This window comes from Sphaerisporangium cinnabarinum (assembly GCF_055567015.1).
In genome coordinates, this window is record NZ_JBVHRG010000001.1 from 345,670 (window position 1) to 358,555 (window position 12,886).

Annotated in this window: 11 protein-coding genes; 6 read left to right on the forward strand and 5 right to left on the reverse strand. The window is 73.6% G+C overall.

Annotated elements, in window-relative coordinates:
- Nucleotides 1-23: 23 nt before the first annotated feature.
- The gene (locus ACZ4MO_RS01530; protein WP_114553115.1) at nucleotides 24-755 is read right to left on the reverse strand and encodes a hypothetical protein; all 732 of its coding nucleotides are present in this window, start codon (nucleotides 753-755) and stop codon (nucleotides 24-26) included.
- A gap of 223 nt (nucleotides 756-978) precedes the next feature.
- On the opposite strand from ACZ4MO_RS01530, the gene ACZ4MO_RS01535 reads away from it, so the two are divergent.
- Nucleotides 979-2,847 carry an FAD-binding protein gene (locus tag ACZ4MO_RS01535; RefSeq protein WP_186810309.1) on the forward strand — a complete coding sequence of 623 codons (1,869 nt, stop codon included), beginning with the start codon at nucleotides 979-981 and terminating at the stop codon, nucleotides 2,845-2,847.
- Nucleotides 2,844-3,596, forward strand: coding sequence for a 2Fe-2S iron-sulfur cluster-binding protein (locus tag ACZ4MO_RS01540; protein ID WP_175007436.1), 753 nt, complete (start codon nucleotides 2,844-2,846; stop codon nucleotides 3,594-3,596). The genes ACZ4MO_RS01535 and ACZ4MO_RS01540 overlap by 4 nt, the downstream gene beginning before the upstream one ends.
- 98 nt (nucleotides 3,597-3,694) lie before the next feature.
- On the opposite strand, the gene pgm is transcribed toward ACZ4MO_RS01540, so the two are convergent.
- A complete protein-coding gene (gene pgm / locus ACZ4MO_RS01545) occupies nucleotides 3,695-5,389 on the reverse strand; it encodes a phosphoglucomutase (alpha-D-glucose-1,6-bisphosphate-dependent) (protein ID WP_114553113.1) in 1,695 nt (564 codons plus the stop codon).
- A 78-nt stretch (nucleotides 5,390-5,467) separates the two neighbouring features.
- Nucleotides 5,468-6,454, reverse strand: a complete 987-nt coding sequence (locus ACZ4MO_RS01550; RefSeq protein WP_175007437.1) for a TetR/AcrR family transcriptional regulator C-terminal domain-containing protein — start codon at nucleotides 6,452-6,454, stop codon at nucleotides 5,468-5,470.
- A gap of 133 nt (nucleotides 6,455-6,587) precedes the next feature.
- Here ACZ4MO_RS01550 and ACZ4MO_RS01555 point away from each other — a divergent pair, with 133 nt between their 5' ends.
- On the forward strand, nucleotides 6,588-7,598 hold the full coding sequence (locus ACZ4MO_RS01555) for an ABC transporter ATP-binding protein (protein ID WP_255436917.1): 1,011 nt from the start codon (nucleotides 6,588-6,590) through the stop codon (nucleotides 7,596-7,598).
- The gene (locus ACZ4MO_RS01560) at nucleotides 7,595-8,458 is read left to right on the forward strand and encodes an ABC transporter permease (protein WP_021483463.1); all 864 of its coding nucleotides are present in this window, start codon (nucleotides 7,595-7,597) and stop codon (nucleotides 8,456-8,458) included. The genes ACZ4MO_RS01555 and ACZ4MO_RS01560 overlap by 4 nt, the downstream gene beginning before the upstream one ends.
- Before the next feature lie 97 nt (nucleotides 8,459-8,555).
- Here the strand turns inward: ACZ4MO_RS01560 and nrdG are convergent, their stop codons facing one another.
- On the reverse strand, nucleotides 8,556-9,167 hold the full coding sequence (nrdG, locus tag ACZ4MO_RS01565) for an anaerobic ribonucleoside-triphosphate reductase activating protein (RefSeq protein ID WP_255436918.1): 612 nt from the start codon (nucleotides 9,165-9,167) through the stop codon (nucleotides 8,556-8,558).
- A 2-nt stretch (nucleotides 9,168-9,169) separates the two neighbouring features.
- Nucleotides 9,170-11,368 (reverse strand): anaerobic ribonucleoside-triphosphate reductase, encoded by a 2,199-nt coding sequence (gene nrdD, locus ACZ4MO_RS01570; protein ID WP_175007439.1) that lies wholly within the window; start codon nucleotides 11,366-11,368, stop codon nucleotides 9,170-9,172.
- A gap of 256 nt (nucleotides 11,369-11,624) precedes the next feature.
- Here nrdD and ACZ4MO_RS01575 point away from each other — a divergent pair, with 256 nt between their 5' ends.
- Together ACZ4MO_RS01575 and ACZ4MO_RS01580 are read left to right on the forward strand one after the other, a co-directional pair.
- Nucleotides 11,625-12,398, forward strand: a complete 774-nt coding sequence (locus ACZ4MO_RS01575; protein ID WP_175007440.1) for a YwiC-like family protein — start codon at nucleotides 11,625-11,627, stop codon at nucleotides 12,396-12,398.
- A gap of 100 nt (nucleotides 12,399-12,498) precedes the next feature.
- Nucleotides 12,499-12,861: a MazG nucleotide pyrophosphohydrolase domain-containing protein gene (locus ACZ4MO_RS01580; protein WP_114552999.1), complete on the forward strand. Its 363-nt coding sequence runs from the start codon at nucleotides 12,499-12,501 to the stop codon at nucleotides 12,859-12,861.
- Nucleotides 12,862-12,886 lie beyond the last annotated feature (25 nt).

The window sequence follows — 12,886 nt, forward strand, 5'->3', positions numbered from 1 at the left end:
GCTCTCGCGCGGCGCGGGCGGCGTCAGGAGATGGTGCCGGTGCCCTCGCCCTCGATGCGCTCGTCGTGCAGGAGCTCGCCCTCCGCGTCCACGGGCGTGATCACGGCGTCGAACGTGATCGGCGAGCCGGGCTGGTAGCGGAAGTTCGTCGCGTACGAGTACGACTGGCCCGTCGCGAACGGGTACACCGACGGCTCGCGGTACGCCTGGTTGTGCATCGCGTCGTCGTGCACGCCCTGCGCCTCGTACAGCGCGTCGTCGACGATGGTGTCCATGCCCTGCATGTACGGCCAGTCGTCGTAGCGCTCGTCGATGCTCACGAGGCTCGAGCCGAGGTCGATCGGGTCGCCCTCGTTCGTGATGACGTAGTTGATGAAGACGATGTCGTCGCCCGCCGCGATGAGCGGCTGGTTGGTGTCCGGGTCGACGAACAGGCCGTCCTTCGAGGCCTGCGTGACGCCCACCTGGTAGACGTCGACGCGCACGTCGCCGACCGTGAAGGTCGAGATCTGCTCGCCCGGCGTCGCGACGGGGTTGGCCCAGTCGGGCAGCTCGCCGTCCGCCTCGGTCCCCTCCGCCGCGGCGTCGTCGGCCTCCTCGGCGTCCTCGGCCGGCGCGGACTCCTCCGTCGTCGTCTCCTCGGGGGCGGACGTCTTCGGGGCGTCCCCGCCGTCGACGGCGACGGTGCACGCGGTGAGGCCGAGCGCGAGCGCGGCGGCGACGGTCAGGCGGGCGGCAGTACGGGCGGGACGCATGAGTGCTCCGGTGGTTCGGGGAGGGGTTCCGCACGGACCTTACCCACAGAGGGGGCTCGCGCTCGATGGGGAGCGGTGCCCATCAGGGCCTCGGACCGGGACCTTCGCCTGTTGCGCCGCTCCCGCGGCGCGGGGACCCTTCCCCTATGCCTCGGCACGCTCTCCCCCCGCTCTGCGCCGCACCGGACCTGCCCGCCCGCCCTCTCGCTACCGGAGGACGCCCGTGACCGCGCTGCGCGTCGAGCACGCCGACGTGGTCGTCGTCGGGGGCGGCGCCGCCGGGCTGAGCGCGGCGCTCGCCGTCGCCGAGGTCGCGGCCCGTGACGACGGCCGCACCCCCGTGGTCGCGCTCGTCTCGAAGGTCTACCCGATGCGCTCGCACACCGTCGCCGCCGAGGGCGGGGCGGCGGGCGTCGTGGGCGACGACGACTCGCTCGAGCAGCACGTGGCCGACACCCTCGCGGGCGGCGCCGGGCTGGGCGAGGAGGACGCCGTCCGGTTCGTCGTCGAGCGCGCGGCCGGGGAGCTCTACCGGCTCGAGCGGTGGGGGCTGCCGTGGTCGCGCACGGACGACGGCGACGTCGCCGTCCGCCGGTTCGGCGGCATGAGCCGCGCCCGCACCTGGTTCGCCGCCGACAAGACCGGCTTCCACCTCCTGCACACCCTGTTCCAGACGTCGCTTCGACACTCCGGTCCCGACGGTCCCGTCCGCCGGTACGACGAGCACCACGTGCTCGACCTCGTGGTCGACGACCCGGGCGGGCCGGACGCCCAGGTGCGCGGCGTCGTCGTGCACGACCAGCACCGCGGCGAGCCGCTGCTCCTGGAGGCGCCCGCCGTGGTCCTCGCGACGGGCGGTTCGGCGCGCGCGTGGGGGACCAGCACGAACGCGGGCATCTGCACGGGCGACGGCACCGCGATGGCGCTCCGCGCGGGAGTGCCCCTGCGCGACCTGGAGTTCCTCCAGTTCCACCCGACCGGCCTCCCGGGCAGCGGCATCCTGCTCACCGAGGCCGCGCGCGGCGAGGGCGGGGTGCTGCTCGACGCCGACGGCCGCCGCTACCTCGCCGACTACGGGCTCGGGCCCGAGACGCCCGTCGGGGCGCCCGTGCCGCGCACCATGGAGCTCGGGCCGCGCGACCGCCTGTCGCAGGCGTTCTGGCACGCCGACCGCGACGGCCGCACCATCCCCACGCCCGACGGCGGCGTCGTCCTGCTCGACCTGCGGCACCTGGGCAAGGACCGTCTCGCCGAGCGGCTGCCGCTCGTGACCGGCCTCGCCAAGCAGTTCGCGGGCGTCGACCCGGCGACCGAGCCCGTGCCCGTGCGCCCGACGGCGCACTACACGATGGGCGGCATCCGCACGGACGCGCGCGGCACGACCGGCGTCGCCGGGCTGTTCGCCGCGGGGGAGTGCGCGTCCACCGGCCTGCACGGCGCCAACCGGCTCGGGTCCAACTCGCTCGTGGAGACGCTCGTCGTCGGGCGCGCGGCGGGCGAGGCGGCGCTCGCGTGGTCGCGGGAGATGGGCCCGCCCGGGGCCGACGGCGGGTCCTCGGCGATCCGGACGGGTCCCGCGGTCGTGGACCGGGCCGCCGAGATCGCCGACGGCTACCTCGCGATGCGCGGCCGGGGGACCGAGCCGCCCGCCGCGATCCGGGCCGAGCTCGGGCGCGTGCTCGACGCCGACGCCGGGATCTACCGCGACGCCGACGGCCTGCGGCGGGCGCGCGCCGCCGTCGAGGACCTGCGCGCCCGGTACGACGACGTCCGCGTCGCCGACACGAGCGCCGTGCTCAACACCGACTGGGCGACGACGGTCGAGCTCGGCGCGACGCTGCTCGTCGCGCACGCGACCGTCGCCGCCGCGCTCGCGCGCGAGGAGTCGCGCGGCGCCCACCAGCGGCTGGACTTCCCGGCGTCGGACGCCGCGGCGCGGCACTCCGAGGTCCGCCTCGGCACGGGCGGCACGATCGAGGTGACCCACGTCCCGGTGGGCTCCGGGACTCCCGCCGAGCACGAGGTTGCTGTCGGGAAGAGCCCGGAGACGACGACAACGTCGTTCTCGGCGGAGGAGGGAGAGGGCGCGTGAGCGAGCAGACGGTGCGGCTGGAGGTCGCGCGCACGTCGCCCGACGGCGCGGCGACCGGCAGGCGGGACGTGTTCGACGTCCCCTACGACGCCCGCACGTCCGTGCTCGACGCGCTCCAGTGGGTCAAGGACCACGCCGACCCCACGCTGACGTTCCGGTGGTCGTGCAAGATGGCGGTCTGCGGGAGCTGCGGCGTCATGGTCAACGGTCGCCCGGTGCTCGGGTGCGAGACGTTCGTGCGCGGCTACCGCACGTCCGGCCTCGTCGTCGAGCCGCTCGCGCACGCCGAGGTGCTCCGCGACCTCGTCGTCGACACCGACACCTTCCTCGGCAAGCTCGCCACCGTGCAGCCCTGGCTCGTGCCCGACGGCGCCACGCGCCTCCCGCTCGTCGACCCGGCGTCGGGCCACCGGCAGACGCCGGGCGAGCTCGCCGCGTTCAAGGGCTTCGCCGAGTGCATCGACTGCATGCTCTGCTACGCGGCGTGCCCGCAGCTCGACGTCGCGCCCGACTTCCTCGGCCCGGCCGTCGTCGCAACGGCGCGCCGCTGGGACGAGGACTCGCGGGACGCGGGCGAGCTCGACCGCGCCGACGTCCTCGACACCGAGTTCGGCGTCTGGCCGTGCATCCAGGTCGGGGCCTGCACGCAGGTCTGCCCCAAGGGCGTCGACCCGGCCCGCGCGCTCCGCGACGCCCAGCGCGTCGCGACGGACACGTGGGACGCGCGCGAGCGCCGTCGGGCGACCTAGCCCGTCTCGCGAGGTAGGGCCCCGGTCCGCCGAGGGAGAGCCCTGGTCCCGCGAGGTAGAGGTGTGGTCGTGACCACGCCTCTCCCTCGGCGGGGGCGTCAGCTCCCGAGGGCCGCGGAGACGACGTCCTTCGCCTCGGCTTGGACCTGGGTCAGGTGCTCGGCGGAGACGAACGACTCGGCGTAGATCTTGTAGACGTTCTCCGTGCCCGACGGCCGGGCCGCGAACCACGCGTTCTCGGTCGTCACCTTGAGCCCGCCGATCGGGGCGTCGTTCCCCGGGGCGTTCGTGAGCTTCGCGGTGATCGGCTCGCCGGCGAGCTCGGTCGCGGTGACCTGCTCGGGCGAGAGCTTGCCGAGCGTCGCCTTCTCCTCGAGCGTCGCGGGCGCGTCGACGCGCGCGTACCAGGACTCGCCGTAGCGCTCGACGAGGTCGCGGTGGTGCTCGGACGGCGTGCGGCCCGTGGTCGCGATGATCTCCGACGCGAGCAGCGCGAGGAGCAGCCCGTCCTTGTCCGTCGACCAGACGCGGCCGTCCTTGCGCAGGAACGACGCCCCCGCGGACTCCTCGCCGCCGAACCCGACGGAGCCGTCGAGCAGGCCGGGCACGAACCACTTGAACCCGACGGGGACCTCGACGAGCCGACGGCCGAGCCCGCCCGCGACCCGGTCGATGAGCGCGGACGACACGAGCGTCTTGCCGATCGCGGCGTCGTCGCGCCAGCCCTCGCGCGCGCCGCCGTAGAGGTACTGGATCGCGACGGCGAGGTAGTGGTTGGGGTTCATGAGCCCGGCGTCGGGCGTGACGATCCCGTGGCGGTCGGAGTCGGCGTCGTTCCCGGTGGCGACGTCGAACGGCGCGCCGCCCTCGGCGTTCCCGGACTCCCCGGTCATGCCGGAGACGAGGGACGCCATCGCGTACGGGGACGAGCAGTCCATGCGGATCTTGCCGTCCCAGTCGAGGGTCATGAACGCCCAGCGGGGGTCGACCTGCGGGTTCACGACCGTGAGGTCGAGCCCGTACCGCTCGCCGATCTCGCCCCAGTACTCGACCGACGCGCCGCCCAGCGGGTCGGCGCCGATCCGGACGCCGGAGTCGCGGATGACGTCGAGGTCGAGGACGTTCGCCAGGTCGTCGACGTACGTGGTGAGGAAGTCGTGCTTGTGCACGTGCTCGGACGTGAGCGCCTGGGTCAGCGGCACGCGCGGGACGCTGCCGACGCCGGTGCGCAGGATCTCGTTCGCGCGGTCCGCGATCCAGCCGGTCGCCGCGGACCCGGCGGGGCCGCCGTGCGGCGGGTTGTACTTGAAGCCGCCGTCGCGCGGGGGGTTGTGCGACGGCGTGACGACGATCCCGTCCGCGAGGCCGGGGCCGGTGGTGCGGACGCCGTCGACCGTCGTGGCCTCGTTGTGCAGGAGGATCGACTGCGAGACGGCGGGGGTCGGGGTGAACGAGTCGCGCGCGTCGACGTACGTCTGGACGCCCGCGGCGACGAGGACCTCGAGCGCGGTCTGCCACGCCGGGAGCGACAGCGCGTGGGTGTCGCGCCCGATGAACAGCGGCCCGTCCGTGCCCTGCGAGCGCCGGTACTCGACGATCGCGGCCGTGATCGCGATGATGTGCGCCTCGTTGAACGCGTGGTCGAGGCTCGACCCCCGGTGGCCCGACGTGCCGAACACGACCTTCTGGGCCGGGTCGTCGACGTCGGGCGCGAGGTCGTAGTAGGCGCCGACCACGGCGTCGACGTCGATGAGGTCGCTGGGCTGGGCGGGCGTGCCGGCGCGGGGATCCATGGGTCGATCCTGCCAGGGGTGGCGCCCGCACGTCAGCCGGGACGGGCGTCGTGCCGCGGGACCTTCGGCACGACCTCCCTAGCCGGCGGGGTCGGGGTCCTCCGGCGCGGCGGCGGGGTCGTCGGACCGGTCGGCGCTCGCGCTGTCGATGGCCAGCTCGACGGCGTCGAGCAGGCGGTCGAGGCTCGCGTCGAAGGGTCCCTGCGGCGCGTCGAAGCCGCCCGCGACGTAGACGCGCGTCATGACGGGGTAGCGCTCGACGTCGAACCAGTCCTCCCAGAAGCTGCCGAGGGTCGTCCAGTACTCGTCGTTGCCCACGCCGGTCGCGTCGCGCTCGGTCCGTTCGGCGATCGTGGCGCGCGCGAGGCCCTGGACGTAGTTGTCGACGAGGCCGAGGGTGTCGACGACCTGGAGCTCGGAGAGGCCGGTGTCGACGATGGTCCGCAGCCCGGCCTCCTGGGCGTCGAGAACGTGGGGCGCGAGCGGGGCGCGCCACATGTTGGTCTGGAGGATCCACGGGTGGCGCAGGTAGAGGTTCCACAGCTCGTGCGCGTACTGCGCGAGCGCGGGCCGCCAGGGTGCCCCGGCGGCGGGCAGGTCGAGCTCGGCGTACGCGCGGTCGATCATGAGGTCCACGAGCTCGGTGCGCCCGGGCACGTAGGTGTAGAGCGACATCGCCCCGACACCGAGCTCGGTCGCGACGCGGCGCATGGACAGCGCGTCGAGCCCGCCCTCCTGCGCGACGGCTATCCCCGCCCGCACGACGTCGTCGAGCGTGAGGCGCGGCTTGCGGCCGCGCGTCGCGGGCGCGGGCGGGTCCCAGAGGAGCGCGAGACGGCGCGTGATCTCGGGGGTGCGGACGATCTCGGTGAACTGGGCGCGCGCGTGCTCGGCCGCCTGCACCGCGGAGGCGACCCCGGCGTCCGCGGCGGCCGCGACGCCGCGCGTCCGCACGGCGTCGTCGTCGCCCGCGGCGTCCTCGGGGTCCGGGGTCGCGGGCGGGGTCGGCGCGGTGGCCGACGGCGCACGGTCGGCCGCGCGGGCGTCGGTCGGGTCGGTCGTCACGTGCGTATCCTCCCCGACTTCCCCCGGGATCTCGCCTCCGGTGCGGTCGTGCGACGAAGGCTTGCCTTTTCCCGTACACCGTATGCTAGCGTGGTCGCTCCATTTCAGTACGGCGTACGAGAGGGTGGCTCCGGTGATCCGAGCCCGCGGCCTGACCAAGACCTTCCACCGCAAGAAAGAGACCGTCGAGGCCGTCAAGGGCATCGACGTCGACGTCCGGGAGGGCGAGCTCGTCGCCTTCCTCGGCCCGAACGGGGCCGGCAAGTCCACGACCCTGAGGATGCTGACGAGCCTCCTCGCACCGACCGCCGGGACCGCGGAGGTCGCCGGGTACGACGTCGCGCGCGACCCGTCCCGGGTCCGCTCGCGCATCGGCTTCATCGGCCAGGGGAACGGCGGCGGGTTCTCCTACCGCGTGCTCGACGAGCTCCACAACCAGGGCCGTTTCTACGGGCTGCCGCCCACCGAGTACTCGCGGCGCGCCGCCGAGCTCCTCGACGCCCTCGACCTCGGCGGGCTCGAGAAGCGCACCGTGCAGTCGCTGTCCGGCGGCCAGCGGCGCCGGCTCGACGTCGCGCTCGGGCTGATGAACCACCCGCCGCTGCTCTTCCTCGACGAGCCGACGACGGGCCTCGACCCCCACGCCCGCGCGAACCTCTGGGAGCACATCGCGGCGATGCGCGAGCGCTACGGCATGACGATCGTGCTCACGACCCACTACCTCGACGAGGCCGACAGCATGGCCGAGCGCGTCGTCGTCATCGACCACGGCGAGATCATCGCCGACGCCACGCCGGACTCCCTCAAGCGCGACCACGCGGACGACGTCATCACGCTCGTCGTGGTCCCGGCGCCCGGTGGCGCCGCCCCGGGAGAGGTGTCAACGGGAGCGGTGCCCGACGTCGTCGGGCGGGTCCGCGCGTCCCTCGCCGAGGACGCGGGCCGGGTCGAGACCACGACCGGCACGGACGGCGTGGTGACGGCCCGCATCTCGACGACGCACGGCGCCGACCGTCTCCCGGCGGCCATCGAGGCGCTGCGCGTCGCGGGGCTGGCCGTGCGCTCGGCGGAGCTGAAGCAGGCGAGCCTCGACGACGTCTTCCTCAACCTCACCGGCCGCAGCCTGCGAGAGGAGGCCGCATGAGCACGCGGACCGACCTGGCGGGCGCGCGCGTCGGAGCCCCGGCCGCCGGCGCCGACACGGCGATGCGGACCGGCGTCGCGAAGTTCCTCGGCGACACGTGGGCCGTCTTCACGCGCGAGATCCTGCTCGTGCTGCGCGACCCGTTCACGCTGATCTTCTCGCTGCTGCAGCCGCTGATCTTCCTCGGTCTCTTCGGCCCGCTCCTCACGGGCGCGGTCGGCGGGTTCGGCGGCGGCGCGCCCGGGGGCGGCGGGTCGACGGCCGAGACGCTGCAGTGGTTCGTCCCCGGCGTGATCGTCATGATCTCGCTGTTCGGCACGTCCATGAGCGGGTCGAACCTGCTCTACGAGATGATGACCGGCTCCTACGAGCGCGTGCTCGCGACGCCGCTCGACCGCTCCGCGATCCTCGTCGGGCGCTCGCTCAAGGAGTTCGCGCCGCTCGTCGTGCAGGGGCTGCTCATCGCGCTCGTGTGCGTCCCGTTCGGCTTCACGCTGTACCCGCTGCACCTGCTCGTCGGGCTTCTGCTGCTCGGGCTGTTCGGCATCGGCGTGGGCGCGCTGTCGATCGCGCTCGCGCTCGCCGCGAAGAACCGCGAGTGGCTGTTCTGGGGCGTGCAGCAGTCGCTGCTGTTCCCGCTGCTCATCCTCTCCGGCATGATGCTGCCGCTCGAGGCCGGGCCGGCGTGGATGCGGACCGCGGCGCTCTTCAACCCGCTCACCTACATCGTCGACGCCGAGCGCGCCCTGCTCGCCGGGTCGTTCGCGGACCCCGACGTGCTGTGGGGCTTCGTCGCGGCGGCGGTGACGTGCGCCGTCGGGCTGTGGGTCGGTATCCGCCGCACCCGCAAGACCGTCTGACACACCCCACCGCCGAGGTAGAGCTCTGGTAGGCCGAGGTAGAGGCCGGGGCCCATGACCAGGCCTCTACCTCGGCCTACCAGATCTCTACCTCGGTCTACCAGACCTCTACCTCGGCTTGCCGGGGCTCTGCCGGGGACCGGGGCCCTGCCGCTCCGGGTCGTTGCCACGGGACGGCGCGGCCGGTCGTGAGGGACGCCCGCGCGTCGAGCACGCGCTGGTTGGTGCTGCCGCGGAACGCGAGCGTGAGGTCGCGGCGCGCGAGCTCGAACCGGCCGTCGACCAGCACGTCGACCTCGGCGAGCAGCGCGCGCTGGTCGGCGGCTCCCGCGTGCAGCTCCTCCAGGGTGTAGCCCGTCCAGCACCACACGTCCTTGCGGCCGCCGTGCTCGGCGCGCAGGCGACGCACGAGGCGCAGGCACACGCCCGTGTTGAGGAACGGCTCCCCGCCGAGCAGGGACAGGCCCTGCACGGCGGGGTGCGCGAGGTCGGCGAGGACGCGGTCCTCCAGGGCGTCGTCGTACGGGCGCCCGTAGCGGAAGCTCCACGCGGCCTCGTTGAAGCAGCCCTCGCACGCGAAGAGGCACCCGCTCACGTAGAGGGAGCAGCGCACGCCCTCGCCGTCGACCATGACGAACGGCTTGTAGTCCGCGACGTACCCCCGGCTGACGCGGTCCGAGCGCCAGCCGGGGCCGGGGGTGCGGGCCACGGTCACGCCGACGCCGGGTCCGGCAGGTGCTTCACGCGCGCGGAGATCTCCGCGTGGCGGCCGTGCACCATGGGGCGCTGCTGCGGGTTGCCGAGGTATCCGCACGTGCGCTTCACGACGTCGCACGTGCGCGGGTCGGCGTTGCCGCACGACGGGCACGCGAAGCCGCGCGCGGTCGGGTCGAAGTCGCCCGTGAACCCGCACGCGTAGCAGCGGTCGATGGGCGTGTTCGTGCCGAGGTAGCCCACGCGGTCGTACGCGTAGTCCCACACGGCCTCCAGCGCCCTCGGGTTCTGCTGTAGCACGGGGTACTCGCAGTAGTGGATGAACCCGCCCGACGTGTACCGCGCGTACTCGGCCTCGAAGTCGAGCTTCTCGAACGGCGTCGGGCTCTTGCGGACGTCGTAGTGGAAGCTGTTCGTGTAGTAGTCCTTGTCGGTGATGTCGGGCACCGCGCCGAACCGCTCCCGGTCGAGGCGGCAGAACCGGTCGGTGAGGCTCTCGCTCGGCGTGCCGTAGACGCTGATCCGGTAGCCGAGCCGCGCCGTCCACCCGGCGGCGTGCGCGTGCAGGGACCGCAGCACGTCGAGCGTCAGCTCCTTGGCCCGCGGGTCGTGCTCCCAGGCGCCGCCGAAGAACGCGGCGGCGACCTCGTAGAGCCCGATGTACCCGAGCGACACCGTGGCGCGGCCGTCGCGGAAGAGGCGGTCGACGTCGTCGCCCGGGGCGAGGCGCTCCCCGAACGCCCCGTGGACGTAGAGGATCGGCGCGTTGCCCGGCGTCGCCTCCTTGCAGCGCTCGATGCGGAAGACGAGCGCGTCGTGCACGGTCTCCAGGCGCTCGTCGAGCAGGCGCCAGAACGCGTCGAGGTCGCCGTCCGCCTCGAGCGCGATGCGCGGGAGGTTGAGCGTCACGACGCCGAGGTTCATGCGGCCCTCGGAGACGTCCTCGCCGTGCTCGTCCTGCCAGCCCTGGAGGAACGACCGGCAGCCCATGGGGACCTTGAACGAGCCCGTGAGGTCGACGATCTTGTCGTACGACAGCACGTCCGGGTACATGCGCTTCGTCGCGCACTCGACCGCGAGCTGCTTGAGGTCGTGGTTGGGGTCGCCGGGGTCGAGGTTGAGCCCGCGGCGCAGCGTGAAGATGAGCTTGGGGAAGATCGCCGTGCGGCCCTCGCTGCCGAGCCCGCGGATGCGGATCTGGAGGATCGCGCGCTGGATCTCGCGCTCCAGCCAGCCCGTGCCGAGCCCGAACCCGACCGACGTGAACGGCGTCTGCCCGTTCGACGTGAACAGGGTGTTGATCTCGTACTCCAGCGACTGCATCGCGTCGTAGATGTCCTTGCGCGTCTTCTCGCGCGCGTACTCCTCGTGCGCGGACTCGTCGGCGACCCAGCGGCGCGCGTCCGCGAGGTGCTTCTCCAGGTTGCGCTCGGCGTACGGGGCGAGGAGCTCGTCGATGCGGTTGACCGAGCACCCGCCGTACTGGCTGGAGGACACGTTCGCGATGATCTGGCTGATCTGCGCCGTCGCGGTCTGGATCGAGCGGGGCGGCTCCACCTGCGCGTTCCCGATCCGGAAGCCGCTCGACAGCATCGACCGGAAGTCGATGAGGCAGCAGTTCGTCATGGGCGCGTAGGGGTGGTAGTCGAGGTCGTGGTAGTGCAGGTCGCCCTTCTGGTGCGCGTTCGCGACGTGCGGCGGGAGCATCCGCAGCCCGATCGCCTTGCCCACCGTCCCGGCCGTGAGGTCGCGCTGGGTGTTGAAGACCTCGCTGTCCTTGTTCGCGTTCTCGTTGACGACCGTGGAGTCCTTGTCCAGCAGCCGCACGATCGAGTGGTTGAGGTCCGTCGCCCGGCTGCGCGCGAAGTCGCGCTGCACGCGGTAGTCGATGTAGGCGCGTGCGACGTCGTACTCGTGCGACTCCAGGAGCACGTGCTCGACGACGCCCTGGATCTCGTAGATCTTCACGGTCGCGTCGAACCGCGCGGCGATCTCCGCGTCGACCCGGTCGACGACCTCCGCCACGCGGTGCCGGTGCGTCGCCGTGAGGTCGCCGTGCACCTCCGTGAACGCCTTCGTCACGGCGGCGCGGATGCGGGCGTCGTCGAACGGCCGTCGCCGGCCGTCGCGCTTGAGGACCTCCAACGTGGCGGTCGTGCGGTGCGGTGCTGCCTGGTCGAGCTCGATGGCGGTCATCGCTCGTCCCCTCTGCCCACCGGGTTCTCGCCGAGGCGCAGGGGTTGCGCGACGGACCGTACCCCAACATGTGGGGTGTGAATCACGGCTGCGCCACCATATCTAGTCCGGGGACCGCGCGTGACGCCGGCCGGCGGCGCGCCGCGCGACGCCGTCGAAGGTCAGGACGAAGGTCCCGGGGGACCGGGACGTGCGGCCGCGCGGACGGGGGACTCCGCGCGGCCGGAACGGGCCGACGCGGCGCTAGCCTCGTGGCGTGGCCCGACGTCCGCCCGGCTGGGTGCCGAACCAGCACGGTGCGTGGCCCATGCTCCTGCTGCCGTTCGTGGTCGGCACGGTGCGCGGCGTGCAGGACGCCGGGTTCCGCCCGGTGGCCCTCGCGCTCGGTGCGCTCTGGCTCGTCGGGTACCTCGCCTACTTCGCGGCCGGGCTGTGGCTGAAGTCGCGCCGCCGACCGCGCTACCGGCGCCCGATGCTCACCTACGGCGCGCTCGCCGCGGTGCTCGGCGCGGTCGTGCTCGCGCTCGACCCGGCGCTCGCGGCCTGGGCGCCCGCGTTCGTGCCGTTCCTCGCGCTCGGGCTGTGGGCCTCTGCGCAGCGCACCGAGCGGTCCGTCGCCGCGGGCGGAGCCATGACGGTCGCGGCGTCGCTCATGACGGCCGTCGCGTACACCGCGTGCCGGCCCGCGGGCGCGTCCGTGCTCGCCGTCCCGGCCGTCGTCTGGCTGGTCGCCGCGCTGCTCCTCGCGTACCTGTTCGGCACGGTGCTCTACGTCAAGACGATGATCCGCGAGCGCGGCGTGCGGTCGTACGTCGTCGCCTCGGTCGCGTACCACGCGGTGGTGGCCGTCGCGGCGGGCGTCGTCGCCGTCGTGCACGACCCCACGTGGTGGTGGGCGACGGCGTTCCTCGCCGCCGCGACCGTGCGGGCGGCGGTGCTGCCGGGACGGCCGATGAGCCCGAAGGCCGTCGGGATCGGGGAGATCGTCGCGACGGTGCTGCTGCTCGTCGTCGCGCTCGTCGTGCGGTAGGCCGGGGTTCGGTACGTCGCGCGCGGGTCGGCACCTCGTGCTGCCGAACGCGGGCCGTGGGTGCCGAACGGTCGGAGGCGTCAGATGGTTCACTGGCGCGATGGACGACGACGCGCCCCTCACCCTGCCCGCGCTCGGCGAGCGCGTCGAGGCGGTGTCGGCGCTGTACGCGCGCAAGTTCGGCGTCGACCGCGACCCGGACTGGTTCATGCTCAAGCTCACCGAGGAGGTCGGCGAGCTCACCCAGGCGTTCCTCGTCGCGACGGGGCGCACCCGCCCCCGCGGGGCTCCGGAGGGTTCGGCGCCCGACGGCGAGATGGTGCCCGACGGCGCGGCGTCGCCGCTCGCGGACGAGGTCGCCGACGTGCTGGCGCACCTGCTCCTGCTCGCGCGGTCCCAGGGCGTCGACGTCGAGGCGGCGGTGCGGCGCAAGTGGCTCGCGTGGGAGGCCGAGCTGCCCTGAGCGGGCGCCCGGGCGCGGTCGCTAG

What these genes read in the sequence shown, in the direction of transcription:
- ACZ4MO_RS01530 (WP_114553115.1), bottom strand. Translation starts at nt 755, where the DNA reads ATGCGTCCCGCCCGTACTGCCGCCCGCCTGACCGTCGCCGCCGCGCTC.
- nrdD (WP_175007439.1), bottom strand. Translation starts at nt 11,368, where the DNA reads ATGACCGCCATCGAGCTCGACCAGGCAGCACCGCACCGCACGACCGCC.
- ACZ4MO_RS01560 (WP_021483463.1), top strand. Translation starts at nt 7,595, where the DNA reads ATGAGCACGCGGACCGACCTGGCGGGCGCGCGCGTCGGAGCCCCGGCC.
- pgm (WP_114553113.1), bottom strand. Translation starts at nt 5,389, where the DNA reads ATGGATCCCCGCGCCGGCACGCCCGCCCAGCCCAGCGACCTCATCGAC.
- ACZ4MO_RS01580 (WP_114552999.1), top strand. Translation starts at nt 12,499, where the DNA reads ATGGACGACGACGCGCCCCTCACCCTGCCCGCGCTCGGCGAGCGCGTC.